The organism is Nocardia brasiliensis (assembly GCF_011801125.1).
GTDB lineage: Bacteria > Actinomycetota > Actinomycetes > Mycobacteriales > Mycobacteriaceae > Nocardia > Nocardia brasiliensis_C.
The window spans coordinates 7892210-7918115 of record NZ_CP046171.1 but is presented as its reverse complement, the minus strand read 5'-3'; the positions used below and the strand labels follow the sequence as shown (position 1 = coordinate 7918115).

Annotated in this window: 26 protein-coding genes; 13 read left to right on the top strand and 13 right to left on the bottom strand. The window is 67.1% G+C overall.

Annotated features, from left to right (window positions below):
* Window positions 1-139: 139 nt before the first annotated feature.
* Window positions 140-718, top strand: coding sequence for a hypothetical protein (locus tag F5X71_RS36505; protein ID WP_174817207.1), 579 nt, complete (start codon window positions 140-142; stop codon window positions 716-718).
* A gap of 102 nt (window positions 719-820) precedes the next feature.
* Here F5X71_RS36505 and F5X71_RS36325 read toward each other — a convergent pair whose 3' ends face one another.
* Window positions 821-2128 (bottom strand): MFS transporter, encoded by a 1308-nt coding sequence (locus F5X71_RS36325; protein WP_167467007.1) that lies wholly within the window; start codon window positions 2126-2128, stop codon window positions 821-823.
* Between the two features lie 123 nt (window positions 2129-2251).
* Window positions 2252-2710, bottom strand: coding sequence for an NUDIX hydrolase (locus tag F5X71_RS36320; RefSeq protein ID WP_167466047.1), 459 nt, complete (start codon window positions 2708-2710; stop codon window positions 2252-2254).
* Window positions 2711-2970: 260 nt separating this feature from the next.
* On the opposite strand from F5X71_RS36320, the gene F5X71_RS36315 reads away from it, so the two are divergent.
* Both F5X71_RS36315 and F5X71_RS36310 read left to right on the top strand, forming a co-directional pair.
* Window positions 2971-3744, top strand: a complete 774-nt coding sequence (locus F5X71_RS36315) for a pirin family protein (protein WP_167466046.1) — start codon at window positions 2971-2973, stop codon at window positions 3742-3744.
* A 128-nt stretch (window positions 3745-3872) separates the two neighbouring features.
* Window positions 3873-4367: a DUF4190 domain-containing protein gene (locus F5X71_RS36310; RefSeq protein WP_167466045.1), complete on the top strand. Its 495-nt coding sequence runs from the start codon at window positions 3873-3875 to the stop codon at window positions 4365-4367.
* On the opposite strand, the gene F5X71_RS36305 is transcribed toward F5X71_RS36310, so the two are convergent.
* Window positions 4364-4864 carry a hypothetical protein gene (locus F5X71_RS36305; protein WP_167466044.1) on the bottom strand — a complete coding sequence of 167 codons (501 nt, stop codon included), beginning with the start codon at window positions 4862-4864 and terminating at the stop codon, window positions 4364-4366. The two genes, F5X71_RS36310 and F5X71_RS36305, sit on opposite strands and share 4 nt — an antisense overlap.
* Window positions 4865-4999: 135 nt before the next feature.
* Here F5X71_RS36305 and F5X71_RS36300 point away from each other — a divergent pair, with 135 nt between their 5' ends.
* Window positions 5000-5851 (top strand): DUF5753 domain-containing protein, encoded by an 852-nt coding sequence (locus F5X71_RS36300; RefSeq protein ID WP_167466043.1) that lies wholly within the window; start codon window positions 5000-5002, stop codon window positions 5849-5851.
* Between the two features lie 10 nt (window positions 5852-5861).
* Entirely contained in the window at window positions 5862-6242 is a 381-nt protein-coding gene (locus tag F5X71_RS36295; protein WP_167466042.1) for a DUF397 domain-containing protein, read from the top strand.
* 62 nt (window positions 6243-6304) lie between these two features.
* Here F5X71_RS36295 and F5X71_RS36290 read toward each other — a convergent pair whose 3' ends face one another.
* On the bottom strand, window positions 6305-6817 hold the full coding sequence (locus F5X71_RS36290) for a hypothetical protein (protein WP_167466041.1): 513 nt from the start codon (window positions 6815-6817) through the stop codon (window positions 6305-6307).
* 159 nt (window positions 6818-6976) lie between these two features.
* On the opposite strand from F5X71_RS36290, the gene F5X71_RS36285 reads away from it, so the two are divergent.
* Genes F5X71_RS36285 through F5X71_RS36275 form a run of 3 tightly spaced genes read left to right on the top strand, consistent with a single transcriptional unit; the run spans window position 6977 to window position 9681 of the window.
* Window positions 6977-8995, top strand: a complete 2019-nt coding sequence (locus F5X71_RS36285) for a M13 family metallopeptidase (protein ID WP_167466040.1) — start codon at window positions 6977-6979, stop codon at window positions 8993-8995.
* Window positions 8996-9026: 31 nt separating this feature from the next.
* Window positions 9027-9236 (top strand): hypothetical protein, encoded by a 210-nt coding sequence (locus tag F5X71_RS36280; RefSeq protein ID WP_167466039.1) that lies wholly within the window; start codon window positions 9027-9029, stop codon window positions 9234-9236.
* Window positions 9229-9681, top strand: a complete 453-nt coding sequence (locus tag F5X71_RS36275; RefSeq protein WP_167466038.1) for a type II toxin-antitoxin system VapC family toxin — start codon at window positions 9229-9231, stop codon at window positions 9679-9681. Before F5X71_RS36280 ends, F5X71_RS36275 begins: the two co-directional genes overlap by 8 nt.
* A 158-nt stretch (window positions 9682-9839) precedes the next feature.
* Here the strand turns inward: F5X71_RS36275 and F5X71_RS36270 are convergent, their stop codons facing one another.
* From F5X71_RS36270 to F5X71_RS36235, 8 genes are all read right to left on the bottom strand, one after another.
* Complete coding sequence (locus tag F5X71_RS36270) at window positions 9840-10916, bottom strand: ABC transporter ATP-binding protein (RefSeq protein WP_167466037.1); 1077 nt, start codon at window positions 10914-10916, stop codon at window positions 9840-9842.
* A gap of 93 nt (window positions 10917-11009) precedes the next feature.
* Window positions 11010-12338, bottom strand: coding sequence for an ABC transporter substrate-binding protein (locus F5X71_RS36265; protein ID WP_174817206.1), 1329 nt, complete (start codon window positions 12336-12338; stop codon window positions 11010-11012).
* Window positions 12339-12354: 16 nt separating this feature from the next.
* Window positions 12355-13167, bottom strand: a complete 813-nt coding sequence (locus F5X71_RS36260; RefSeq protein WP_174817291.1) for a carbohydrate ABC transporter permease — start codon at window positions 13165-13167, stop codon at window positions 12355-12357.
* Window positions 13168-13217: 50 nt separating this feature from the next.
* A complete protein-coding gene (locus F5X71_RS36255; RefSeq protein ID WP_174817205.1) occupies window positions 13218-14147 on the bottom strand; it encodes a carbohydrate ABC transporter permease in 930 nt (309 codons plus the stop codon).
* A 286-nt stretch (window positions 14148-14433) separates the two neighbouring features.
* Window positions 14434-15333, bottom strand: a complete 900-nt coding sequence (locus tag F5X71_RS36250) for a L,D-transpeptidase (protein ID WP_238815639.1) — start codon at window positions 15331-15333, stop codon at window positions 14434-14436.
* Window positions 15334-15635: 302 nt separating this feature from the next.
* Window positions 15636-17021, bottom strand: coding sequence for a cytochrome P450 (locus F5X71_RS36245; RefSeq protein WP_167466034.1), 1386 nt, complete (start codon window positions 17019-17021; stop codon window positions 15636-15638).
* 49 nt (window positions 17022-17070) lie between these two features.
* Window positions 17071-18345, bottom strand: coding sequence for a serine hydrolase domain-containing protein (locus F5X71_RS36240; RefSeq protein ID WP_167467004.1), 1275 nt, complete (start codon window positions 18343-18345; stop codon window positions 17071-17073).
* A 49-nt stretch (window positions 18346-18394) separates the two neighbouring features.
* Complete coding sequence (locus F5X71_RS36235; protein WP_167466033.1) at window positions 18395-18931, bottom strand: DUF6764 family protein; 537 nt, start codon at window positions 18929-18931, stop codon at window positions 18395-18397.
* A gap of 189 nt (window positions 18932-19120) precedes the next feature.
* On the opposite strand from F5X71_RS36235, the gene lppU reads away from it, so the two are divergent.
* Together lppU and F5X71_RS36225 are read left to right on the top strand one after the other, a co-directional pair.
* Window positions 19121-19726 carry an LppU family putative lipoprotein gene (gene lppU / locus F5X71_RS36230; RefSeq protein WP_167466032.1) on the top strand — a complete coding sequence of 202 codons (606 nt, stop codon included), beginning with the start codon at window positions 19121-19123 and terminating at the stop codon, window positions 19724-19726.
* A gap of 130 nt (window positions 19727-19856) precedes the next feature.
* Window positions 19857-21323, top strand: coding sequence for an MFS transporter (locus F5X71_RS36225; protein WP_167466031.1), 1467 nt, complete (start codon window positions 19857-19859; stop codon window positions 21321-21323).
* Window positions 21324-21400: 77 nt separating this feature from the next.
* On the opposite strand, the gene F5X71_RS36220 is transcribed toward F5X71_RS36225, so the two are convergent.
* On the bottom strand, window positions 21401-22099 hold the full coding sequence (locus F5X71_RS36220; RefSeq protein WP_167466030.1) for a serine protease: 699 nt from the start codon (window positions 22097-22099) through the stop codon (window positions 21401-21403).
* A gap of 561 nt (window positions 22100-22660) precedes the next feature.
* On the opposite strand from F5X71_RS36220, the gene F5X71_RS36215 reads away from it, so the two are divergent.
* The 3 genes from F5X71_RS36215 to F5X71_RS36205 are packed head-to-tail and all read left to right on the top strand — an operon-like array spanning window position 22661 to window position 25846.
* Window positions 22661-23479 (top strand): ABC transporter permease, encoded by an 819-nt coding sequence (locus F5X71_RS36215; RefSeq protein ID WP_014989178.1) that lies wholly within the window; start codon window positions 22661-22663, stop codon window positions 23477-23479.
* Window positions 23480-24343, top strand: coding sequence for an ABC transporter permease (locus tag F5X71_RS36210; RefSeq protein ID WP_167466029.1), 864 nt, complete (start codon window positions 23480-23482; stop codon window positions 24341-24343). It begins immediately after the preceding gene.
* A 6-nt stretch (window positions 24344-24349) separates the two neighbouring features.
* Entirely contained in the window at window positions 24350-25846 is a 1497-nt protein-coding gene (locus F5X71_RS36205) for an MlaD family protein (protein WP_167466028.1), read from the top strand.
* Window positions 25847-25906: the final 60 nt, after the last annotated feature.

Below are 25906 nucleotides of genomic sequence, written 5' to 3'. Positions count from 1 at the left end.
ACTCGTTGACTCCCTGTCGAATCGGGGCGAAGCGAAATCAACGTACCGGACCGACGCGCCGGAATGCTGGACTTCGCGAACGAAATTATTTGTGGCGAAATATCGGAACCGATTGGCGAACGCGTGCGTCCAATCAAATATGGACGAGATCGAGTACGTCTTCGGTACCGGCGTCGGCCCGCCGCAGGTCTGGACCAGCGAGGCGGATCTGTCGCTGGCCGGTCCGCACGACGCGGTCCGGCTCGACTTCGACGGTGACGGTCTCGTCGACGATGCCCTATGGGACAGCGCGGGTCTCGGCGTCGCCGATGTGGCCGCCCTCGACCTGAACGACGACGGCGTGCTCGACCACTTCTATACCGACCCCACCGGCCTCGGTACCTGGAACCACCACGTCACCGGCACCGTCGCCGACGCGGGTGACGAGCCGCTCAACTGGATCCACCGCACCGGCGGCTTCGCCGCCGACGTGCCACCGGAGCCGGACTCGGCTGGTGCACAGCAGGATTCGGCGGTGCTCCCCTGCCCGGTCGAGCAACCGCTCGAGGCCATGCGTCCGGCGAGCTACCATCCCCCGGCCATCCACACCGAGGTCAAGCCACCGGGCACCGCGCCGGACAACCTGCCGCACGCGAGTCACCAGGATCTGCCCGATTATCTCGCCCACGGGATGAATCGAACCGGAGGTGATCCCGGCCGAGCACCCACTATCGCCTGAAATACCGTGCCTGCCGCGGTATTTCCGTATCGGCTCCTCCTCCGCCTTACCAGCGGACGCCCCAGACCGCCGATAATCGCACCGACCTTCCTGGACGAGGCACTAGCCGACCGACGGATCGGTTCGCCGCCGGGTATTCCACACGATCGCGACAATGCCCACGCAATAGATACCGGCGCCGGCGACAATCACCGGCAGTGAGCGTCCATCGTCCGGAATAACCACGGCCGCGGCGGCGATCGCGATAATGAACGCGATATTGAACACGGTGTCCTGCAACGCGAACACCTGGCCGCGGCGGGCGTCGTCGATATCGATCTGCATCGTCGCGTCACCGGCCAGCTTGATCGTCTGCCCGGCCAAGCCGAACAGGAACGCGCCGACCAGCAGCAGCCGATGCGCGTGCTGGGCAGCCGTCCCCGCCTCCGCGATGGCGATCGGTGAGACGAGCGTCAACTGCACCACCGTCGCGGACACGAGTCCGAGCACGACGGTGCGCGGCCGGCCGAGCCGCGGAATCAGCAGCGGCGCGACGACCGCTGCCACCAGCATGCCCGCCGCCGTCGCGGCGATGGCCACGCCGAAGCCGATCAGCCCGTTGCCAAGGCCCGAACCCGCCGCCGGTGTCTGCCGCAGCACCAGCACCATGATCAAGGTGTTGGTACCGAACACGATCCGATGCGTGCCGATGCCGAGCATCGCCGTGGTGACCTGCTTCGATTCCCACACCGCCGTCGCGCCGGTGCGCAGCCCGGTGAGGATCGCGTGCACCGCGCTGTCGTGCCCGGCCGTCGCGTCCCGCTCCGGCCCGAGCACCCGCGGCGCGAAGCCGGCCGCCAAGAGCGCGCTCAGCACCGACCCGATACCGCTGATCGCCACCGCGACCGCCGAGCCGAAATCACCGGCCCCGATCAGGCCGATCACGGCGACCGAGGCGGACGCGCCGAGCGCCGCGCACCCGGAGGCCACCGTGGCGAGCACCGAATTCATCGGCACCAGCCATTCCTGCGCGAGCACCCGCGGCAGCGCCGCCGACACGCCCGACTGCACGAACCGGCTGATCCCCACCACCGCCAGGGCAAGCAACAGCAGCGGCGTCTCGTCGATGCCCGCGAGCAGGCCCGCGCACACCGCCCCGATCAACACCGCGCGCAGTACGTTCGCGACCAGCAGCACCGCCCGCCGATCCCAGCGGTCCAGCAGCGCGCCCGCGTACGGCCCGATCAGTGAGTAGGGCAGCAGCAACACCGTGAAGCCGGCCGCGATGGCCAGCGGGTCGGTTTGCCGGTCGGGGTTGAACAGGATCGCCCCTGAGAGGGCGGCCTGGAACATGCCCTCGCCGAACTGCCCGGCGAAGCGCACCACCGCCAATCGCAACACGCCCGGACTCTCGCGCAGCGCGACCCGCAGCGGGAGCGGCCGCCCGGCCGCGGATGTGGGGCTCTCGGAGCGACCAGTGGGCACGCCGCGAGGTTAATAGGTCCGGTGCCGCCGCGCCGAATCAGCGAAAAGGCCCTGGTCACAAGGTTCTGTCTAGTCGTTGACCAGGGCGCTGACCGCCGCACGCATATCGGGTGCCATCGGCAGCTGCTCGAGCGCACCCGCATCGATCCAGGCGAACGCGTCGTGCTCGCCGGGGGCCAGCGCCACCTCCCCCGGTTCGGCCGTGACCACGAAGCTGTACTTGCGCACCTTGGATTTCGTTCGGGTCGCGTAGTCGAAGCCGCCGAGGAAGTCGGTGATCGTGCGCACCCGAAGGCCGGTCTCCTCGAACAGCTCCCGGTGCACGCAGTCGGCGAAGCTCTCGCCGGATTCCACGCCGCCACCGGGTAGTTCGTACATGCCGCCGTGATAGTCGTCGGGCACCCGGCGCACCACCAGAAGTTTGCCGTCGCGGAACACCGCGACGCCGACGACGAAGTGTGCGATGCCGTCGCGGCGGGCCTGAGCGCGGAGCTGCTGCTCGAGACTGGCGAGCGTATCGGGTCGCATCGCGAACTCACCTCCGGTTTCGTTGCGGCACAACATGTTACGAATCCAGCTCGGAAACGGTCCGGCGTGGCGGGTGCGGCGGCGGTGGTGCTGCCCGCCGTTCGCGCGGGCCGGTCGGTGCTGCTCGCCTGGCGTTCACCCGCTGGTCGCTCGCGTAAAATGCCGAGTGCAGGACAATTTACTAGGAATGTGGAGTACCGCCACGGAAGTGCTCCTACCCTGAAAGGTGATCGGTGCACGGGCCCGAGAGGAGGACCGCGATGTCCACACTCACGACACCACACATCGACGTCCATCGAGCAGGCGACCGCATGAAGACGCGGGTGTCCTGGCTGGATTCGAAGCACTCTTTCTCGTTCGGGGAGCACTACGATCCCGACAACACCCATCACGGCCTGCTGCTGGTCAACAACGAAGACATCGTATTGCCCGGTCAGGGCTTCGAAACCCACCCACACCGGGACATGGAGATCGTCACCTGGGTGCTCGGCGGCAGTCTGGTGCACCAGGATTCGCTCGGGCACAGCGGTGTCATCTATCCCGGTCTGGCCCAGCGGATGAGCGCGGGCACCGGCATCCTGCATTCGGAGAAGAACGATTCGTGGCGTCTCGACGGCGCCGAACACGACGAGCCGGTGCATTTCGTCCAGATGTGGGTGGTACCGGACGAGCCGGGGCTGACCCCGGGCTACCAGCAGCTGGAGATCGATGACGCGCTGGCCGGCGGCGGTTTGGTGACCGTGGCGGCGGGCCTGCCGCGCTATCGGGATCGCACCGCGATCGCCATCAACAGCAGTCACGCGGCGTTGCACGTGGCCAGGATGTCCGGCGACGCCGACTCGGTCATCGACCTGCCCGACGCGCCGTATCTGCACGTGTTCGTCGCGCGCGGCGAGGTGGAGATGGAAGGGGTCGGCACCCTGGACGAGGGCGACGCGGTCCGGCTGACTCGGACCGGTGGTCAGCGCGTACGCGCCCACCGGCCATCGGAGGTTCTGGTCTGGGAGATGCACGCCCGGTTGGGCGCGCAGTAGGCGTGCGGGCCGGGGTGTGGCGCGGTCGACATCTGTCGCGCCGGTGTCGATATACCCGAAGCTATTAACGTTCGCCCGTAGCGTGGTCGATCAGTAGGCGATCACTGCGCCACCCGGAGAGGAAATTCATGTCGCAATACCCGCCCCCTCCAGACCAATACGGCCAATATCCTCCGCCGCCCGGATACCCGCCGCCGGGTCAGCAACCCGGTCAGTACTGGCAGGAGTCGCCCAAGGGCAAGGGTCTCGCGATCACCGCGCTGGTCCTCGGCATCATCGCGCTGCTCACCAGCTGGACCGTGGTCGGTGGCTTCCTGTTCGGCGTCTTCGCGCTGATCTTCGGCATCATCGCGGCGGTCAAGGCCAGGTCAGGTCGTGCGGGCGGGACGGGCATGGCCATCACCGGCCTGGTGCTCGGCATCTTCGGCATGATCATCGCGGCCGTGCTGGCCGTCGTCGGCTACAGCTTCTTCGTCGATTCCGGCGGCAAGGACTTCATCGACTGTGTCAGCAAGGCCGGCAACGACCAGGCCAAGCTCGACCAGTGCGAGCGGGAGTGGAACCAGAAGCTCGAGAATCGGTTCAGCATCACGCTGACACCGCAGCCTGTCCCAACGCGCTAGCCACTCGCGCAGGCCCGGATCGCGGCGAGCACCTCGCCCATATCGCGACGAAAGTCGTGCTCGGGCGGCGCGATCCAGCTGCGGTAGCCGGTGTTCTCGTCGGTGGGCGATGGCAGAACGACGTGGCTGCCCGGCAGCGCGACGGACGCGCAGACCCGGAACAGGTCCGCGAACAGCACGGTGTCCAGATAGGAGTTGTCGGTCGGGCCGGTCAGAAACGTCCAGCGCGACGAGCGCGGATGGGCGATGATCGGCCCCGGCCGCGACTCGGTGGGTGACTCGACGAGCGAGGTCCGCACGCGTTTGCCCAGCGCGGCGGGCATGACCACCGCGCCGACGGCGCCGACCTCGAGCATGATGCGGCCGAGTGCCGGATCGACGATGCCGTAGAGGCCGTGGTCCTTGCGGTAGCTGCGGCAGCGGGCGAGCGCGTCCTGAATCGCGGTGTAGTCCGGAACGCCCGGATGGTCGTCGGACTCGGTGCGGGACAAACTCATGACGAACCTGCCTCGATGCGGGTGGATCGCGTGAAGTGGGAGTAAATCGACCGCTGCGTCCCGACCATAGTGCGGCGCGTCACTATTGACAATAGTCACACGCCGGTGTCGAGTCCGCGCGTACGATCGCCAGGCATGGCACCCGTCTCGCCTACCGTTGCCCGCTGGGAACTGGTGCTTCGGCTGCGGGAGCTGCGCGAATTGCGCGGGTTCGATTCGGCGGGTTTCGCCAAGCGCGTCGGCTTCACCCCCGCCAATTGGTCACATGTGGAAAAGGGCAGACGGGTACTGACCACCAACACCATCGGCCCGGTGCTCGAATTGCTCGAGGTGGAGGCCGAGGAGCGGGCCGAATTGCTCGCCCTGCTCGACGCGAGCAAGCAGCGCGGCTGGTGGACCAGATCGTCGGCGCTGATCGGGCCCGAGTTGCAGCGGCTCTACGGCATGGAATTCGGCGCGCAGAGCATCCGCAGCTACGACAGTCTGGTGGTGCCGGGGCTGTTGCAGACCGAGGACTACGCCCGCGCGCTGATCAGTGCCGACGTGATGATTCGCCCCGTGCAGGTCGAGCAGCTGGTCGCGATTCGGATGCGCAGACAGCAGCGATTACGCGGCGCCGATCCGGTCGAACTCACGGCCGTGATCGGCGAGGGCACCCTGCTGCAGCAGACCGGCGGCCCCGAGGTATTGCGCGGGCAGCTGACCCATCTGGCCGAGCTGATCGACGAGCTCGACACCGTCGAGGTACGGGTCATCCCGTTCACCGCGACCGCGGGCGCGGTGCTCGGCGGGTCCAGTTTTCATCTCATAGATTTCGCGGGCGAGCAGCTGCCGACCTTCGGCTGGGCCGAGAGCGCGGTGTTCGGCGGGGCGGTCGACGACCCGGAGCTGGTCCGCGATCTCAGCTTCGCTTACGTTCGCGCACAAGAACAATCGCTGGCCCGTGACGAGTCATCGACCCTGATCAGAGCCTATGCCGGCGTGTAAAATCCTGCCCATGGCCACCACCTCTACCCACCGGTCAGTTTCCACCGGCTGGTTCACCTCGACCCGGTCGAACAACGGCAACCAGTGTGTCGAGGTCCGGTTCGACGGCACCGCGGTGCTCGTCCGGGACAGCAAATACCGCCGGGATCCGGCCAATCGCCCCGCCGACGAACCCGTCATCACCGTCACCGCGCTCGACTGGACCGCGTTCCTCGACGCTTTGCGCGCCGGAAGGCGAACGGAGGGTTCGCTGGTCGCCGACACCGCCGCCGATGGCCACACCACCTTGCGGCACGGCGACACCGTGCTCACCTACACCCCCGCTGAATGGGATGCCTTCCTGCTCGGTGCGCACGACGGCGAATTCGACCGCGTCGCGTCTACCGTCTGACCCGCGCGCGGGCACAAGGCGACAGTTCGTCGATGACTATCGCCGACCACGGGTGCATATCCTCAGGAGACGGAGGTCAGGGTCCACATGTTGAGCGTGGGGAGCTGATCGCCCTTGATCGAGTCGCATGCCGAGGCAGGCCGGATCCCGCCGGACAAGACAGCACCGCTCGATCCGGTGAACGCCTGCCAGCAGGTGAGCGCACCGCGACCGCTCTGCCTCAGGTGGATCACGGCCCGGTCCACATACCCGTTCACCAGGACATACCGCCACTGCGGCGCACTGCCGCACTCGACGTTTCGGAAGCCGTTGTCGCTCAGCACGCAGCGGCCGGTCGCCGCGTTTCGCAGTCGCGAGGCGTACGCGCCGTCGATCGCCCACCAGGTCTGCTCAGCGCTGACCGGCTGCGTGCACGGCTGCAGCCCCACCACCTCGCCCACCGCGGCCACGCACTGACCGGAAATCCCCACGCTGGCAATGCGAAAACCCTTCCCGGGCGCGGGCCAGTCCGCCGCGGCCGGTCCCGCGGCCACGACACCACCCAGCATCGCCACTCCGGCGACGGACAGCACCATCCGGCAACGTAAGCCACCGCGAGACGAATCCTGCACGGCACGGACCTCCACTCTCGAATGCGGACGAGTTGATCTTGCTGATGATTCGGAGCGCACCCTCGGCAGGACGGGTCGCTTCGGCACCGGACGCCCGCGCCCGCGGTGGGCATACTGGACAGCGTGACTTCCGAGCTGACCAGTCCCTCCGGCATTGATCTGTCCTATCGTGACCAGGGCGTACGGGTGCAGGACGACCTGTTCGCGCATGTCAACGGCAAATGGCTGGACGACTACGAGATCCCCGCCGACCGTGCGGTGGACGGCGCCTTCCGCACGCTGTACGACCAGGCTGAGCGCGACGTACAGGCGATCATCGAGCGGGCCTCCGCCGCGGCCGCCGAGCCGGGTAGCGACGCGCGCAAGATCGGCGACCTGTTCACCAGCTTCATGGACACCGAGACGGTCGCCGCCGCGGGTCTCGCCCCGATCTCCGCCGAGCTCGCCGCGATCAACGACGTCGCCGACCGCGGCGCGTTCGCGGCCCTGCTCGGCCGGTTGCAGCGCACCGGCGTCGGCGGCGCCGTCGGGTGCTACGTCGACACCGATGACAAGAACTCCGCCCGCTACCTGATGCACCTCACCCAGTCCGGCCTCGGCCTGCCCGACGAGTCGTACTACCGGCAGGACGAGCACGCCGAGATCCGGACCGCCTACATCGCGCACGTAGGGCGCATGTTCGCCATCGCCGCGACCGACCCGCGCATCGCCGACCTGCTGCCGCGGGAGCTGGACACCGTCGGGCAGCGGGTGTTCGAGCTGGAACGCAAGCTCGCCGCCGGGCACTGGGACGTGGTGCGCCGCCGCGACGCCGAGCGCAGCTACAACCTGACGACCTTCGCCGCACTGGTGGCCGAGCATCCCGAGTTCGACTGGGCGGCATGGACTTCGGCGCTGACCGAGCACGTCAGCGCGTCCGGCCCCGAGGCATTCGCCGAAGTCGTTGTCCGGCAACCGGATTACCTGCGCACCTTCGCGCAGGTGTGGTCGGCCGAGTCGGTGGCGGATTGGCAGGCCTGGGCGGCGTGGCGGGTATTGCGGGCGCGCGCACCGTATCTCACCGACGCCCTGGTCGCGGAGAACTTCGCCTTCTACGGGCGCACCCTCACCGGTGCCGAGGAGATCCGGGACCGGTGGAAGCGCGGCGTCGCGCTGGTGCAGGACCTGCTCGGCGAGGCGGTCGGCAAACTGTATGTGGCCGAGCACTTTCCGCCAGAGGCCAAGGCCAGGATGGTGGAATTGGTCGCCAACCTGCGGGAGGCCTACCGGCGCAACATCGCCCAGCTGGACTGGATGGGCGCCGATACCAGGGCGGCCGCGCTGGCCAAGCTGGAGAAGTTCACCCCGAAGATCGGCTACCCGGACAAGTGGCGCGACTACTCCGACGTCCGCATCGACCCCGCCGACCTGGTCGGCAACTACCGCAACGGGTACGCCGCCGATCACGACCGTGACCTGAACAAGCTCGGCGGCCCGGTCGATCGCGACGAGTGGTTCATGACGCCGCAGACGGTGAACGCCTACTACAACCCGGGCATGAACGAGATCGTCTTCCCCGCCGCGATCCTGCAGCCGCCGTTTTTCGACATGAACGCCGACGACGCCGCCAACTACGGTGGCATCGGCGCGGTGATCGGCCACGAGATCGGGCACGGGTTCGACGATCAGGGCGCCAAGTACGACGGCGACGGCAACATGGTCGACTGGTGGACCGACGAGGATCGCGCCGAATTCGGTAAGCGGACAAAGGCTTTGATCGAGCAGTACAACGTGCTCTCGCCCAAGGACCTGTCCGACGAGCACACCGTGAACGGCGAATTCACCATCGGCGAGAACATCGGCGATCTCGGCGGCCTGTCCATCGCGCTGCAGGCCTACAAGATCTCACTCGACGGCGCCGAGGCCCCGGTGATCGACGGTCTCACCGGTCTGCAGCGCGTCTTCTACGGCTGGGCTCAGGTGTGGCGCACCAAGGCCCGTGCCGAGGAGGCCATCCGCCGCCTCACCGTCGACCCGCACTCCCCGCCCGAGTTCCGCTGCAACGCGGTCGTCCGCAACATCGACAGCTTCCACGAAGCCTTCGACGTAACCCCCGAGGACGCCCTCTACCTGCCCCCCGAATCCCGCGTCCGCATCTGGTAGTTACATACCGCTCTCGCGGTAAACTCGCAGCATGAGCGCACTTCGCGACGAGCTGCACGAACTGGTCGACCAGCTACCGGACGGGGAGATCGCGCCCGTCCTGGAGCTGGCTCGCCAGCGAGCACGCCGTAGTCGCCGGATCGCTGCCGCAGCGGCATTGGCGGATGTGCAGGAGCGGATGCGCGGAGCTACCGGCATCGACGAGGAGCTGCATCGACTCCGGGACGAGGACCGTGGCTGAAAACTACCTCGTCGATAGCGCCGTGTTTCTGCGTTGGTTCATCGATCAGGATGGATACGAGCATGCCCGTGAGGTGCAGCAGCGCTTCATAGATGGAGCCATCTCGCTCGAGACGGTTGATTTCGCACGAGTTGAAGTGGCGGGAGTGCTGCGCAAGAAGGGACTGTTGACGAGACGGTTGACCCGCGAAGGGTTCGTTGCGGCGGTTCGAGTGATTGATGACCTAGGGGTTGTAGTGCACGAGATCACAGCCGATCGATTGGAGCTCGCAGCAGACCTGGCTGCGCGCAAACGGTTAGGAATGTACGATGCGTTGTTCGCGCAGTTGGCCATCGAGCGCCGCATACCGTTGCTGACTGCCGACGCCAAGCTGTGTACCGCTCTGGCAGGTGAGGTCGAAACCGAACTCCTGCGCAGCGGCGGCCGCAAAGACGATTCTGCCTAGGGCGACACTGTTGAGAACGATCAACTAACCAGAAGCTCAGAGACGCCGTACTCGCCGCAATGATGCCGGGACAGTGGAATCATACGACGAGGCGTACGCGGAGGCAGGGCCTGTCGATGCGGAAACGCAGCTCGACTACGACGGTCAGTGAACACTCGTCAGAGGCGGGTTTCGGTGGTGGCGTCGAAGAAGAAGACGTCGTCGAGTTTGGGGCGTAGGCGCAGTTGGTCGCCGAGGGCGACCTGGAAGCGGCGGTCGACGCGGGCGACCACCTTGCCGGAGCGGCTGTTCCAGCCCTCGGCCACGCCGTGGCTGTAGACGAAGGATTCGGCGCCGAGTTCCTCGAGCAGTTCGGCGGCGACGGTGAGTCCGTCGGCGTCGGTGGTGACCTCCCACGACTCCGGGCGGATGCCGACGATCACCCGCTCGCCGGCTTGCGCGGTGCGCGGCAACGGGATTCGCAGGTCGTCGAGCACGGCCGCCCCGTCGCGCACCGGCGCCTCGAGCAGGTTCATCCCCGGTGAGCCGATGAAGCCGGCGACGAAGGTGTTCACCGGGTTGTCGTACAGCTCCCGCGGCGCGGCGATCTGCTGCAACTTGCCGTCGAGCAGCACGGCGACCCGGTCGCCCATCGTCATCGCCTCCACCTGATCGTGTGTGACGTAGACGGTGGTGGTGCCGAGCCGCTTCTGCAAGGCGGCGATCTGCGACCGGGTGCTCACGCGCAGCTTCGCGTCCAGGTTGGACAGCGGCTCGTCCATGCAGAATACCTGCGGCCTGCGCACGATCGCGCGGCCCATCGCGACCCGTTGCCGTTGTCCGCCGGACAGTTTCGCGGGTTTGCGGTCCAGCAGCGGTTCGAGCTCGAGCATCTTGGCCGCCTCCTGCACCCGGGCCATGGTGTCGGCCTTGTTCATGCCCGCGTTGCGCAGCGCGAAGCCCATGTTCTGCGCGACGGTCATGTTCGGATACAGCGCGTAGCTCTGGAACACCATGGCGACATCGCGGGCGCGCGGCGGCAGACCCGTGACGTCCTTGCCGCCGATCAGGATCCGGCCGTCCTCCACCGACTCCAGCCCGGCCAGCATGCGCAGGCTGGTCGACTTCCCGCAGCCGGAAGGGCCGACGAGCACGATGAATTCGCCGTCGGCGATGTCGATGTCGAGGCTGTCGACAGCGGGCGTCGGCGCACCGGGATACAGGTGCGTGACGCTCTCGAACTGCACGGTTGCCATCGTTGTCGGCCTTTCCTCGGATGAATCGAATTGCGTCCCCGGCCTCGCGGCAGACCGGCTGAGCGGCCCGCCGCGACGGCCAGGGCGTGGGTACTACTTGGGCAGCTTCGGCGTGATCTGCCGGTCGATGATGGCTTGCAGCTGACTGGTGACGTTGCCGAAAACCGTTGCCGGATCGGCGTTCTGCAGGCCGATCTGTTCGAGTCCGGTGCCGATGATCTGGTCGCCGCCCGGCACGAACACCCGCGCGTAGTCCTGCGACTTGGTCAGCGGCAGCTGGTCGATGGCGACCTTAGCGTTCGGGTTCTTCGCGAGGAAGTCCTGCTCGGTCGGGTCGGTCACGGCCGACTTGCGCACCGGCATGTATCCGGTCTGCTGGGAGAAGTACGCGGTGTTCGTCGGGTTGGTGATGAACTCGATGAACTTGAGCGCGTTGATCTTGCGCTGATCGGAGATCCGCGCCGGAATCGCCAGGCCCGCACCGCCGGTGGTGACGCCGGGACCGTTCGGATGCGGCAGGAACGCGGTGCCGAACGCCAGCTTGCCCTCGGCGTTCTGCTTGATGCCCTTGAGGTCACCGGTGGAGGCGATGGTCGAGGCGATCACGCCGGTGCCGAAGTCGACGGCGATCTGCGGCTTGATGCCCGCGTACTTCTTGGTGTGGATCATCTCGCGCAGGAACTGGCCCGCCGCGATGGTGCCGGGGTCGGTGAACTTCAGCGTCCACTCGTCGGAGTACGCGCCGCCGAAGGTCCAGTTCGGTCCCTGGAAGGTCCAGGCCAGGTAGTTCTTCGCATCGCCCCAGCCGTGCGCGAGTTTGCCGTCGCCGACCACCGACTGGATCTTCGGGCCCCACTCGTCGAATTCCTGCCAGCTGTTCGGACCGCGGTCGGGCAGACCGGCTTTCGCCCAGACGTCCTTGTTGTAGTAGAACAGCGGCGTCGAGCGGGAGTACGGGAGCGCGTAGTGCTTGCCGTTGAACAGGTAGTCCGAGGCCAGCGAGTCGACGTAGTCGTCGAGGCGCACACCGGCGTCGCCGAAGTGCCCGTCGAGCGGTTCGATGGAACCGTTGAGCGCGTAGTTGAACCACCAGACATCCGACAGCACAACGACATCGGGCAGCTCACCGCCGGACAGCGCCGCGTTGAACTTCTGCGACACCTCCTCGTAGTTCTTGCCCGCGTCGATCAGGTTGACCTTCAGGTCGGGGAACTTCTCGGTGAACCGCTTGATCAGCTCGGTTTCCTGGTCCTTCGAGCTGCCCGGGTGGTTGGACCAGAAGTTGATCGTGTTGGAGTCGCCGGACTGCTTGGACCCACCGCCGGTGCCCGCGCACGCGGTGAGGACAGCACCCGCGGCGACAGTGCCGGCCAGCCCGAGGAATCCGCGCCGCGACAGCGCGGGGAACTGAGAAGTGGACACGTGGTTTCTCCTGTTTCTAACCCTTGACCGCACCCGAGGTGAGGCCTTTGATCATGTGACGTTGCAGCGCAAGGAACACCAGCAGGATCGGCAGCATCGTGAGCAGCGTGCCCGCCATCACCGGCCCCCAGTTGGTGACGCTCGGGTTCTCGGTGTTCTGCAGCAGGGTGAGCCCGACCGGCAGCGTCGCGACCTCGGGACCGTCGGCCATCAGGAACGGCCACAGGTACTCGTTCCATTCGTTGACCAGCGTGACCACCGCGAACGCGACCATGGTCGGCCCGGACATCGGCAGCACCACCCTGGTGAGCAGCCGCCACCAGTTCGCGCCGTCCATCCGCGCCGCCTCGATCACCTCCGAGGGCAGCGACAGGAAGTGGTTGCGCATCAAGAAGGTGCCGAAGGCGACGCCACAGAGCGGAACGATGATGCCCACCAGCGTGTTTCGCCAGCCGAGCTGGGCAACCAGCGCGTAGTTGGAGATCACGGTGATCTGGTTCGGCACCATCAGCGCCGCGATGATCACCAGGAACACCACGTTCTTGCCGGGAAAGCGCAGGAACACCAGCCCGTACGCGCTGAACACCCCGAGCACGAACTTCACCGCGGACACGACACCGGTGACGATCACCGAATTGCGCAGGAAGGTCCAGAACGGCAACGTCGTGGTGGCGTCGCTGTAGTTCTCCGGCCGCCAGCTGTGCGGCCAGTACACCGCGGGCTGCACGTAGATGTCGGGCCGCTCCTTGAACGAGGTGATGAAGATCCAGAACAGCGGCACCCCGACGATGATCAGCACGCACACCATGGCCGCGTAACCGAGCACCATGACCGCGCGCTGGCGCCTGCGATACGAGAGTGTCTCCACCCCTGCGTTTTTCACTGTTCGTTCCGATCCATGACGCGCACCTGGATCAGCGTGACGGTCAGCAGCACCAGGAACATGATGGTGGCGACGGTCGCGCCGTAACCGGCCCGGAAGTTGCGGAAGGACTCCTCGTAGACCTGGAACACCATGGTCGTCGTCCCGGTGCCGAGTGGCCCGCCGCGGGTCATCACGTTGATGATGTCGAAGACCTGCAGCGAATTCAGCAGCACGGTGATCGAGAGGAAGAAGGTGGTCGGGCGCAGCTGCGGCAGCAGCACTTTGGTGAAGGTGGTCCAGCGGCTCGCGCCGTCCATCTCGGCCGCCTCCATCAACTCGGCCCGAACCCCTTGCAGCGCGGCCAGATAGATCACGAAGCTGTAGCCGAGGTTCTTCCAGATGTAGGTCACCGTGATCATGAACATCGCCCAGTGCGGGTTCTGATAGAAGTCCGGCACCTTGTCCACGCCGATCCGGTGCAGCACGTCCTGCACCAGGCCGAAGCTCGGATCGAAGATGAACTGGAAGGCGACGCCGATGGCGGCGCCTGAGATCACGAACGGCGCGAAGATCGCCGAGCGGACCACGTTGCGTCCGAACAGCTTCCGGTCCAGCAGCAGCGCGAGCGCGAGGCCGAGCACCATGCTGCCGACCACCGCGGCCAGGGTGAACACCACGGTGTTGGTGACGATGTCCCAGGAATCCGTGCGGCCCCACCACTCGCGGTAGTTCTCGACGCCGATGAACGTGGCCACCGGGTCGGAGATGTTCCAGTCGTAGAACGAGAGCCGGATGTTGTCGATCAACGGCCGATAGACGAACAGCGTCAGCAGCGCCAGGTTGGGTACCACGAGCACGAGGAACAGCGCGTAGTCCTGCCAGGGTCGGCCGCGCCAGCCACGTCCACGCGGTTGGGGTAGAACTCGCTCCGGCCGCATTCGCACGTCGCGCACTCTACGGAAAGGAGCAAACAGCCGGTTAACGATGCCCCCCGAGCTGTTTAACTTCTCGAGCGCTCCCCCGCCTCTCCGGGACTTCTGCCGGTCGTCGGATGCGGCGACCGAATCGCGCCGGGCCGGCGGTTCAGCGGATGGTTCAGTTTTGGGCGTACCCGACGAGTTACCCATGTTCTCCCGAAATCAGTTGTCGCGTCTAGCTGACGGGAGCGTAAACGCGAAACTGGTCCGTCGTATGGGAAACCGACGGACCAGTTCGAGAGAATGGCGCTGGCTAGTTCCAGTCGCCCAGACCGTCGCTGGAGCTCAGGATGCCGCCCTGGGTGTTCTCCACGACCACCGGGTCGCCGCGGCGCGAGTTCTCCATGAACCACTTGGCGTTCTCGGTGCTCACGTTGAGGCAGCCGTGGCTGGTGTTGGACTTGCCCTGCTGGCCGACCGACCACGGGGCCGCGTGCACGAAGATGCCGCTGTTGGAGATGCGGGTCGCGTACTCGACCTCGAGCTTGTAGCCCTCGGGGTCGGTGGTCGGCACACCGTAGGTGGACGAGTCCATGATCATCTTCGGCAGCTGCTCGCCGACGATGTAGATGCCGTTCGGGGTCTCGTGCTTGGGCTTGCCCATCGAGGTCGGCATCGTCTTGACCACCTCGCCGTTGCGGGTGACGGTGATCATGTGGGTGTTGTCGTCGGCGGTGCTGACGAACGCGTCGCCGATCCGGAACGCGCTGCTCGTGCCGCCTGCCTCCACCCGCACGTCGATGTTGTCGGGCCAGTAGTCGTTCGGCCGCCAGCGCACCTGCTTGTCGCCGCGCCAGTAGAAGTGGCCCGGCGCGGGCTGCGACGAGGTGATCTTGATGAACTTCTCGGCGAGCGCGTGGTCGGGCACCGGCTCCTTGAAGTTGATGATGATCGGCTGCGCCACCCCGACGACCTCGCCGTCGGCGATGTTGATCGACGGCGGCGCGAAGTTCGGCTGTGGTGCCGGCTCGTTGGCCGAACCGGCGGACCCGGAACCGAACCAGGGGAACGGCTCGGCGCTGGCTGGGGCGACCAGGAGGACGCCGGCGGCCGCGATCGTCGCGGACAGCAGGGCGCCCGCGCGCAACCGGCGCGGCAACCGAGCGCCTCTGCGGTGCGCGGCTGGCGACCCGGTGTGCGAAGCGACATGCATAGGTTTCTCGTCCATTCCATCTCTCGCGCGCACGTGTAGACGCGCGCGTGAACAAAAGATCTCATTCGCCCGGGTGTCGACAGAGCACTCCCCGGGTATTGACGGCCCGACCCTGCAGTCCTTCCTACCGTCCCGGGGTGACATGAAGCCAGTTGTCTTTCATAGTGATTCGGCCAGACCGCGTGGTGTGGTAGCCGTCACATAGCCGGTCGGTCTTCACCTGGTTGAGTGAAAGTCACCGGTCACGTCGGCGAGTCCGCCGTGCCGCGCGCTGTCGCTGGTGGGCCGCGTCGCGGAATCGGTCAAACATCTTCGTGATGTAAATCACTCACGATGTCGAACAGAATCGGCCGATGCGGACCGGTTGCTATGTTGTGCGGCACCGAGATTGGCGTGCGCCCGTGTGCCGCGCGTTGCGGCAGGCGCAATCGCACCGCCGCGAGCATGGTCGCCAACGCGACGCGCAGCTCGTAATCCGCCAGTGCCGCACCGACGCAACGTCGATGCCCGCCGCCGAACGGTGCGAATTCGCAGGGCCGATACCGGCGTTCGATGAACCGCTGCGGCTCGAACCGTGCGGGCTCGGACCAGACCGCGGGATCCGAATGCAGCAGCGGCACCGCGATCCCCAACGTGTCGCCCGCGTCGAGGGCGATTCCGCACAGTGTTCCCGGCGCGGTCAGCCTGCGCACCACGATCGGCACCGGCGGATGCAACCGCAGCGTCTCCTGGCACACCGCGTCCAGATAGGGCAGCCGCGCCAGCTCCGCCGGATCGGTTCGCGGCCCGGCGTCGCGGAGTTCGCCGCGCAACCGTTCCAGCGTCGCCGGCGCGCGATGCAGGTGATACAGCGCCCAGACGAGGGTCGTCGCGGTGGTCTCGTGTCCGGCGACGAGCAGGGTGCGCAGTTCGTCGCACAGTTGCGCGTCGGTGATCGCGGTGCCGTCGTCGTAGTGGGTGCTCAGCAGCAATCCGAGTAGGTCGGTCGTGCGGCGGTGCGGGTCGGCGCGCCTGCGGGTGATCTCGGCGCGGATCAACCTGTCCAGCCGTGCCCGCGCGCGTACGAACCGATCCCACGGCCCGTAACCGAACGCCTTGTGCCGCAACACCGGAAGCAGCATCAGCGGCCCGGAGTAGGACTCCAGGAAGGCGCCGACCGCGGCGGCGTACTCGGTCCGGTCCTGCCTGCCGCCCACACCGAACACTGCGGTGAGGATCACCTGCAGGGTGATCGAGCGCGCGGCCGCCCGCGCATCGATGCGCGCCCCCGGCACCCAGGCCGCCCCGGTCTCACCCGCGAGTTCCCGCCGGGTGGCCGTCCGGATGAGCTCGCCGTACTCGCGGATCCGCGCGCTGTGGAACGCGGGGGCGAGCAGTGTGCGATCGCGGCGATGCCGCGCACCGGCGGTCAGGATCAGCGATCCAGGGCCGACCAGCGGCTCGATCGGGTTGGGCAGCGGCGGCTCGACGGTGTCGACCGGCGCGCGGAACAGTTCGCGCGCCCCCGCGGCGGTCCCGGTGAACAACGCCGAACCCATGCCGGGAAAGCGGCAGTAGATGGGATCGCCGTCCCTGGCCCGCCGCCAGCGGAAGTACCGTTCGAAATCGACGCAGGCCAGCAGCGCGTGCCCCAGCATCGGCCGCGGCTGCCGGAGTTCGGCGACCGTTGTCGCGTGCGCGCCGTCCATATCTATAGCTACGAGCCGGCCAGCGCGGCGGTTCGATCGGCGAGCCCGGTCAGTTGTCGCTCTCATCGACGGTGATCGCGGGTTTGGCCCGGCGCACGGTGGTCCGCGCCGTCGCCGCCAACCTGGCCAGTCTGGCGTCGCCGAGCGCGGTCACCGCGTTGCCGAGCCGGTTGGTGACGAACGCGATCGACATGCCCAGTTCCGGGTCGGCGTAGGCGCCGGACCCGCCGACGCCGTAGTGGCCGAAGGCTTTTCGCGGCTGCTGCTTGGACATCAGCACCGGCCGGTGGTAGCCGAGGGTGAAGCGCAGCGGCAGGCCGAGCACGTAGTCGCGGCTCTCGGCGGGCTGCACCCGATTGATCGTCTGAATGGTCTCCGGCCGCAGGAACGGCACCGTCCGGCTGCCGCCGCCGGGCCGCGGAAGTTCCACCGTGCCCTGGTTGGCGAGTGCGCCGTACATCCTGGCCAGTGCGCGCGCGGAGAAAACGCCGTTCCAGCCGGGCATCACCGCGTCGTGCACGCGCGGGTCGCGGACCAGTTCGTCGAAGCTCTCCGGCATGCCCGCCTCGGCGAGCCCGCGGATCGGCCGCACCCAGGACAGCACCGACGACGCGGTGTTCCAGCGGATACCGGGCGGGCTCAGGTGCGGAAAGATCTTGGCGATCCGGTAGCGCTCGGTTTCCGGTACGCGGAACCAGAATTCGTCGAGCCCGAGTGGTTCGGCGATCTCGCGGCGCACCACCTCGGTGAACGGGTCGCCGGTCACCCGCTGCACGATCTCGGCGACCAGCCAGCCGAAGGTGATCGCGTGGTAGCCGGAGGCGCGAATGCGGCGTGGGTCGGCCGGGCTCTCGGCCAGCGCCGTGATCACGGCCGCGTAGTCGAGGATGCCCTCGCGGCCGGGGACCAGGCCGCGCACCCGATGCAGCCCGGCGCGGTGCGAGAGCACGTCGCGCACGGTGATGTCGGCCTTGCCGTGCGCGGCGAACTCGGGCCAATAGGTGGCCACTGGCGCGTCATAGTCGAGCAGGCCGCGCTCGGCGAGCCGGTGCACGACGGTGGAGGCGACGCCCTTGCCGGTGGAGAAGGTCAGCGCGACGGTCTCGCCGTTCCAGCGCCGATCCTTGGCGGCCCAGCCGCCCCAGATGTCGACCACCGGTCTGCCGTCGAGGTAGACCGCCAGCGCGCCGCCACCGCGGCTGGGTTGTTCGAACATGCTGAAGAATTGGTCCGCGAGCCGGATGAACCGGGGATCGACCAGCATCTCCCTGGGCGCGGTGAGTTCGCCGCGTTCGGACCCACCATCGCAGCCGCCTGCTGCCATCGCCGAAACCATGGGGTCACCTCCTGACCACCGCTTATCGGAGCGTCCCTCAGGGTAACCGCTCGTCGCGGCTTTGCCAGCGGCCCAGCGGGGTGCTGAGGCAGATGTCGCCGGTGCTCGAATTCCAGGCCAACGCCCCACCGCCCAGACAGACGACGCCTGACTCGGCGGTCTGCACGCTCGCCCGCGACCCCTCGAAGGCGACCGACACCGCGACCCGCGGCCAGGGCCCGGTCGAAACCTCGTCGCGAGCAATGGAACTGAACGCGATGGCATCCTGACCGACGCCGACCGCTATCGGAATGCCGCCCGAACCCTCGCCCGCGCCGACGCCACCCGCGACGCCGATGCCGACCGCGCGGGCGCCCGCCGTGGCGTTCGCGTAACCGATGCCGTCGATACCGAGCGATTTGGCCTCACCCAGCAGATCGCTGGCGGCCCGGCACGCGGTGTTGCCGTCGACGACGGTGATGTCCGTCCCATGCGCCGAAGAGCATTGCACGTCGGTTGCTGACGCGGTGCCCTGGTACATCAGCGAGACCCCCGCCGCGGCAGTCGCGCATACGATCACGCTGATCGGCTTCACGGACCCACTCCTCTCGCACCGAAAACACCACTGTACCCAGATCGGTTGCTAGGAGCCTGATTCCGCGGCAGGGTCGACGTGCCCGCGATCCATGGTGTATGCATGGCGTGTATTTCAAGCACTGCTTTGTTCACTTCGAATTCTTCCGGGGGTCCGAGTTCGAAGCACTACAGCTCGGGAGGACTGTACGTGTCTGGTCGACTGACTTGGGGTCGTGTCGCGTTCGCGACATCGGTCGGTGTCGCCGCTCTCGCACTGGTGGGCTGTAGCTCCACCGTCAGCGGTCACGCGCAGCCCGCGGTGAACAACGGCACCATCGACGCCGTCTCGGTCACCCCGAGACCTTCGTCCGGCAAGCCCGCGCCCACCAGCACCAACAAGGGCGGCAAGACCGACTTCCAGGCCGATATCGGTGACTGTGTCACCCTCGGCGGCACCACGAGCAACGCCACCATCGAGAAGGCCTCGTGCGGCAGCAGGGCGGCCAACTACAAGGTGATCGGCAAGGCGCCCAAGAGCACCGCGTGCGTCGGCGATGCCGACAACTACTACGCAGAGACCCTCAACGGCATCGAGCAAGGCGCCTACTGCCTCGACATCGACTGGGTCGTCGGCGGCTGCATGGACGTCGGCGGCGACGACCCGAAGCGGATCGACTGCACCGGCGCGACACCGCAGAAGGGCGTCAAGGTGGTCAACCGAGTCGAGGGCGCCGCCGATGTCAGCGCGTGCGACAGCGGCTCGGGCTATGTCTACGAGGAACGCAAGTTCGTGGTCTGCGTCCAGGAGCTCTGAGCCCTCCGGAATACCGCCGCTGTTCGATCCTGCCCATGAGGCCCTGTCTCGTAAGTCCCATCCGGTGCGGCCTCCACGGTCCAGCTCGCCGCCTGGCCTGGTCTTATGAGACAGGGCCTATGTTGGGTCGGTGAGCACGACTGATCTGCCGCGGCTGAAATCGTCCACCGGGCGCTGGATTCTGCTCGGGACCATTCTCGGTTCGTCGGTGGCCTCGCTCGACGCCACCGTCGTGAACATCGCGCTGCCCAGGATCGGCGAATCACTGGACACCGACGTCGCCGGTCTGCAGTGGACGTTGAACGGCTACACGCTGACCTTGGCGTCGTTCATCCTGCTCGGCGGCTCACTGGGTGACCGGCTCGGCAGGCGCAAGGTATTCGTCTGGGGCACCATCGGTTTCGCGCTCGCCTCGGTGCTGTGCGGTGCCGCGATGAACATCGAGATGCTGGTGCTCGCCCGGCTTCTGCAGGGCGTGGCCGGCGCGATGCTGACCCCGGGCAGTCTCGCCCTGATCTCCTCGTCCATTGATCAGCGCGATCAGGGCGCGGCGATCGGGTTGTGGTCGGGTTTCGCCGGCATCTCCGGCGCGCTCGGACCGTTCCTCGGCGGGTGGTTGATCGAGGTGGCGGGCTGGCGCTCGATCTTCTTCATCAATGTGCCGCTCGCGGTGGTGGTCGTGCTCGTCGCGGTGAAACATGTGCCGGAGAGCCGTGATCCGAATGCCACCACCCGATTGGATGTGCCGGGCGCCGTCGTGGTCGCGCTCGCACTCGGCGCGTTGACCTTCGGGTTGATCGACACCATGCCGCTGCTCGTCGTCGGCGGGCTGGCCCTGCTCGCCGCGTTCGTGCTGATCGAACTGCGCAGCGATCACCCGCTGGTGCCGCCCGCGCTGTTCGCCTCGCGCGTGTTCACCGCGGCCAATCTGGTGACGCTGGCGGTGTACGCCGCGCTCGGCGGCGTGTTCTTCCTGCTGGTGCTGCAATTGCAACTGGTGGCGGGGTATTCACCGCTGATGTCGGGCGTCGCGACCGTGCCCGTCACCCTGATCATGCTGCTGCTGTCCGCGCGTGCGGGCCGGTGGGCACAGGTGCACGGGCCGCGCATTCCGATGACGCTCGGGCCGCTGCTGGCCGCGGGCGGTCTGGTGCTGCTCCTGCGGATCGGGCCGGACACCACGTATTTCACCGATGTGCTGCCCGGCGTGCTCGTCTTCGGGCTCGGTCTCACCGCGCTGGTCGCCCCGCTGACCGGGGCCGTGCTCGGCGCGGTACCCGCGGGCGAGGCAGGTATCGCCTCCGGGGTGAACAACGCCGTCGCGCGCACCGCGCAATTGCTCGCCGTCGCCGCCCTGCCCGGCCTGGCGGGCATCTCCGGTGCGCTCGGCGATCCGGTCGCGTTCGATCACGGCTTCAGCAAGGCCGTGTGGATCTGCGTCGGGCTGCTGTTCGCGGGGGCGGTGCTCGCCGGGGTGCTGCTGCGGCCGCCGCGGCACGAGCCGAGCCTGGACAACGTCGACTGCCTGCCCCAATGCCCCGCCGCGTCCGGCCCGGCCCTCGCCCCGACCGACCCGACCGATCGCACGGCCCAGTGAGTCCGGCGCATCGGTGACACGAAAACGGCGGCGCGCCACCGTGTGTAGTGGTGCGCCGCCGTTCGGTTCGAGCAGATTCAGATCGGTTGGAATCCCGCGCCGACGCCGCCGCGGGCGTTGACGTCGTCGGTGATCGTGGACATGTTGGTGCCCACCTCGGGGCCGAAGCAGGCGAGCGCGAGATAGGCGTTCACCATGCCGACCAGCGTGGAGCCGACGACGACCGGTGCGCCGGAATCGCCCTCCACGACACACATCTGACTCCAGGTCTCGGTGTTCGACCCGAAGACGTCACCCCAGCTGATGCCGCAGGTGTTGCCGGTGGTCCGGCCCTCCTTGCAGACGATCGTCGGGAACTGGGCGGGTCCGCCGAGCCCGGTGATGGTGACGTTGCCGATCCGGTTCACCGGGACGATCTTGCCCTCGTTGAATTGCAGGACGGCGTAGTCCAGGTCGTGATTGGAGTAGACGAACCTGCCGATCACGCCCGCGTCGCGGTTCGCCTCGGCGTACACCTCGTACCCCGGCTCGCCGCAGTGGCCCGCGGTGAAGCCGACGAGGCGGCCCGCGCTGTCGCGGCCGACCGTGGTGACCGTGCACTCGAACAACTGGTCGCTGAGGGCTCCCGGCGTGTCGGAGATGATGATGCCGGAGCCGCCGCCCACGACCGGTGGGCCGGGGTCGGCCTGCGCGGCCCCCGCGCCCGTCCCCAGCAGCGCCGCGCCCAAGGCTACGGCGAAGGCGGCGTTGGCCACCTTGGCGAGTTTGCTGAACATGTCCCTCCAGACGTCGGAAGCCCGCACGATATCAATCTGTCGCACCCATCGTGTCAGTATTTCTGTCCGGGCGCGTCATCTACTGCCGGGTGTTCGCGGCGGGGTGCGCTTCCACCCTATTTTGGGCAAATCCTTCCTTTTGTCTCATATTGATGTCGATAGCGACACGCTATGGAAAAGCCCTTTGTTCGGTTCCTGTTCACACTCGAGTAGTAGTGCGGTCCGTTTCGCGCGGTTCCGGAATCAAATGCGATTTTGTATGAATTTTGTCCGAACAAATTGCCGAGACGGCGTGATCCGCGCCGTCGATTCCCCGGCTGACCTGTCACTTGTGCCAACGTCGACGGCCGCGCCTTTGGGCTATGCCCCAATGTCGATGTCCCACGTCATAGCGTTACGTGCACTGTGGCGAAGCTCTATGACTGCAATCACAAGAGGGTGGTGTGTTCCCGCTTACTACGTAGTAAGGTGCGTCAAGCAAACAAGTCGTCGGGGCAGGCAACCGGCGTCGAGAGGGGTTAGCCAGTGCAGTCGACCGAGAGTCCACCAACAGGGTCACGGATGAGTGATGCGGTCGATTGGACCAAGGGTTACTGGGCAGACCATCCGAAGGCTTCGCTGGAAACCTTCGGTCGCCAGATCACCATGGGGATCGCGGCGGTTGCCGAACTTTTCGTCTCGATCTTCCGTCGCCGCTTCCCTTTTCGTGAGTTCATTCGCCAGTGCGCGTTCATGTCGAGCGTCTCGGCGGCGCCCACGCTGCTCGTCGCCATTCCTATCGGTGTCATCGTATCGATCCAGGTCGGCTCGATCGCCGGGCAGGTCGGTGCGACCTCGTTCATCGGCGCTGCCAACGGCCTCGGCATCATCCAGCAGGGTGCGCCCCTGGTCACCTCGCTGATGATCGCGGGCGCGGTCGGTTCCGCGGTGTGCGCCGACCTCGGCTCGCGCACCATCCGCGAAGAGATCGACGCGATGAAGGTGATGGGCGTCGACCCGATGCGCAGGCTGGTTGCCCCCCGGCTCGGCGCGGCGATGCTGGTCAGTGTCCTGCTGTGCGGATTCGTCGTCTTTGTCGGTTTTCTGACTGGTTACATCTTCAATATTTTCGCGCAGAACGGAACGCCCGGTTCATATATCGGGACGTTCTCGTCGTTCGCGGTCACCCGTGATCTTCTTGTCGCACTGGTGAAATCGCTGATATTCGGTTTGCTCGCGGCGATCATCGCCTGCGACAACGGACTGAATGCCCGTGGCGGCCCCGGCGGTGTGGCCAACGCGGTCAATTCCGCGGTGGTGAGTTCGGCCATCATGCTGTTCGGCGTGAACCTGATAATCACTCAGGTGTACAACGCACTGTTCCCGTCACAGGTGGTCTGAGTGTCGTCGACATACGTTCCCCCGCTGCTGCGGCCGTTCCAACAGCTTCGCAAGGGCGCGCAGGCGCCGGCGAATCTGCTCGCCCGACTGGGCCATCAGGTGTTCTTCCTGTTGCGCTCGATCGGCTCGATTCCGTTGGCGCTCAAGCACTATCCGAAGGAAGTGTGGCGGCTGCTCTCCGATGTCACCTGGGGCAACGGGAACCTGGTCGTCGGCGGCGGCACCATCGGGGTCGTGGTCATCCTCAGCGCCTTCGGCGGGATGACCGTCGGCATCCAGGGCTACAACTCGCTGAACCTGCTCGGCCTGAGCCCGATCACCGGCGCGATCTCCGCCTTCGCCACCACCCGCGAGATCGGCCCGCTGCTCGCCACGATCGCCTTCGCCGCGCAGGCGGGCTGCCGGTTCACCGCGCAACTGGGCGCCATGCGGATCTCGGAGGAGATCGACGCGCTGGAGTCCATCGCGATCCGTCCGCTGCCCTACCTGATCAGCACCAGGATGTTCGCGGCGATGGTCGCCATCATCCCGCTGTACTGCCTCGGCCTGGCGATGGCCTACATCTCCTGCTCGCTGACCGTGCAACTGATCGGCGGCACCGCGAGCGGCACCTACCAGCACTACTTCTATCAATTCCTGGTACCGGGCGATGTGGTCTACTCGCTGGTCAAGGCGATCCTGTTCGTCGCGATCACCACCTTCATCCAGTGCTACTACGGCTTCTTCGCCTCCGGCGGGCCGGAGGGCGTCGGCGTCGCGGCCGGCCGGGCGATCAAGGTGTGCATCATCGCGGTCGTCTTCGCGAATCTGTTCATGACATTGGCGATCTGGGGCGTCACCGCCGGAATCCGGATCTCAGGGTAGGACGAGATGATCATTGATCCGAGTGGGCGTGGTCCCACCATGCGCCAGCTGCTCCTCGCGGGTGTCGGCGGGCTGGTCGTCTTCGCCGTCGTGCTCGCCTTTCTGATGGGCCGCTACACCGGCTACTTCGTCGACAAGGTGAACGTCGTCGCGAACCTGACCACCACGGGGGACGGGCTGCCGGAGAAGGCCGACGTCAAGTTCCGCGGCGTGCTCGTCGGCGAGGTCGCCGACGTGGAGGTCGCGGCCAAGGGCGAGCTGCAGAAGGTGCAGATCGAGATGAAGCCCGAGTTCGCGAAGGGCGTTCCGTCGAACGTCACCGCGCGGGTGGTGCCGAGCAACCTGTTCGCGGTCACCTCGGTCGAGCTGGTCTTCAACGGGCCCGCCGATCAGTACCTGCACGAGGGCTCGGTCATCGAGGAGGACCGCAGCGCGGGCACGCTGGCGCTGCAGGACACCCTGACCACGGTGCGCAACATCCTGGACCGGATCGACCCGATGCAGTTCGGGCGGGTGCTCGGCACGCTGTCGCAGGCGCTCGACGGCAGCGGCCGGATGCCCGGCTCCACCGTCGAGCGGTTCGATCGCTGGCTGCAGTCGGTGGACGACTCCATCCCCGATCTCGGCGTGATGCTCGGTGATCTGTCCGCGTCGATGCACGCGCTGAACCAGTCGGCGCCCGAATTGCTCGATGTGCTCGGCACTTCCGTGGACACCGCGCGGACCATCGCCGATCGGCGCACCGATCTCGTCGCGTTGATCACCGGCACCAGCAACACGGTCGACACCGTGAACGATCTGTTCGCGCGCAACGGCGACGTGGGCAAGCAGGTGACCGTGGGCACGAGCGACATGTTCGGCGCGGTGGCCGCCGATCCGGCCGCGATCACCAATACGATCCTGAATCTCAGTGAGATGGTCCGCAAAATGGACACCACCTTCACCTGGGGCCCGCAACAGCAGCAGCGCTGGAACGCGGGCATCACGCTCACCCCGTACAAGCCGTACACCGTGGCCGACTGCCCCCGCTACGGCGACATGGCCGGGCCGAGCTGTGCCACCGCCCCCGCGGTGAACGAGCTGCCGCCGCTGCCGGACAACCTGAAGCCGCGGGCGCTCGAGTCGGCCGCAGGCCTCCCGCCGGTGGTGCCGATGCCGGGCCTGCCGCTGATTCCCGGCGTCACCATGCCCAACCCGGCGACCGTGCCCGGCCCGGTGGCCGGTGAGCCGCGGCCGTTCGCGGGGACGCCGCTGGAGGGCCTGTTCCCGATGCTGCCGAACCTGCTCGGCCCGCAGCCCGCGCCCGCACCCGAGGCACCGGGGCCGGTGGCGCCCGCCGCCGCGACCGAGGGCACGCCGAAGGCCGGTGAGATCTCCTACCGAGGCGACGCGGCGATCACCACGCTGCTCGGCCGCCAGCCGACCACCGCCGAATATCTGCTGTTGAGCTCGATCCTGAAGGGCGGGACCATGCACGTGGCCCAGAGTGAGGCGAGCAAATGAGTGAGCGAATCATGTCACCGCGCGCCGTGCGCATGACGGGGCCGAGCGCCAGCGAGGCGC

Coding starts and splice junctions, on each gene's coding strand:
- F5X71_RS36505 (WP_174817207.1), top strand. CDS start 140: ATGGACGAGATCGAGTACGTCTTCGGTACCGGCGTCGGCCCGCCGCAG.
- F5X71_RS36320 (WP_167466047.1), bottom strand. CDS start 2,710: ATGCGACCCGATACGCTCGCCAGTCTCGAGCAGCAGCTCCGCGCTCAG.
- F5X71_RS36315 (WP_167466046.1), top strand. CDS start 2,971: ATGTCCACACTCACGACACCACACATCGACGTCCATCGAGCAGGCGAC.
- F5X71_RS36310 (WP_167466045.1), top strand. CDS start 3,873: ATGTCGCAATACCCGCCCCCTCCAGACCAATACGGCCAATATCCTCCG.
- F5X71_RS36305 (WP_167466044.1), bottom strand. CDS start 4,864: ATGAGTTTGTCCCGCACCGAGTCCGACGACCATCCGGGCGTTCCGGAC.
- F5X71_RS36300 (WP_167466043.1), top strand. CDS start 5,000: ATGGCACCCGTCTCGCCTACCGTTGCCCGCTGGGAACTGGTGCTTCGG.
- F5X71_RS36295 (WP_167466042.1), top strand. CDS start 5,862: ATGGCCACCACCTCTACCCACCGGTCAGTTTCCACCGGCTGGTTCACC.
- F5X71_RS36290 (WP_167466041.1), bottom strand. CDS start 6,817: ATGGTGCTGTCCGTCGCCGGAGTGGCGATGCTGGGTGGTGTCGTGGCC.
- F5X71_RS36280 (WP_167466039.1), top strand. CDS start 9,027: ATGAGCGCACTTCGCGACGAGCTGCACGAACTGGTCGACCAGCTACCG.
- F5X71_RS36270 (WP_167466037.1), bottom strand. CDS start 10,916: ATGGCAACCGTGCAGTTCGAGAGCGTCACGCACCTGTATCCCGGTGCG.
- F5X71_RS36260 (WP_174817291.1), bottom strand. CDS start 13,167: ATGGTGCTCGGTTACGCGGCCATGGTGTGCGTGCTGATCATCGTCGGG.
- F5X71_RS36250 (WP_238815639.1), bottom strand. CDS start 15,333: ATGCATGTCGCTTCGCACACCGGGTCGCCAGCCGCGCACCGCAGAGGC.
- F5X71_RS36245 (WP_167466034.1), bottom strand. CDS start 17,021: ATGGACGGCGCGCACGCGACAACGGTCGCCGAACTCCGGCAGCCGCGG.
- F5X71_RS36240 (WP_167467004.1), bottom strand. CDS start 18,345: ATGGCAGCAGGCGGCTGCGATGGTGGGTCCGAACGCGGCGAACTCACC.
- F5X71_RS36220 (WP_167466030.1), bottom strand. CDS start 22,099: ATGTTCAGCAAACTCGCCAAGGTGGCCAACGCCGCCTTCGCCGTAGCC.
- F5X71_RS36215 (WP_014989178.1), top strand. CDS start 22,661: ATGAGTGATGCGGTCGATTGGACCAAGGGTTACTGGGCAGACCATCCG.
- F5X71_RS36205 (WP_167466028.1), top strand. CDS start 24,350: ATGATCATTGATCCGAGTGGGCGTGGTCCCACCATGCGCCAGCTGCTC.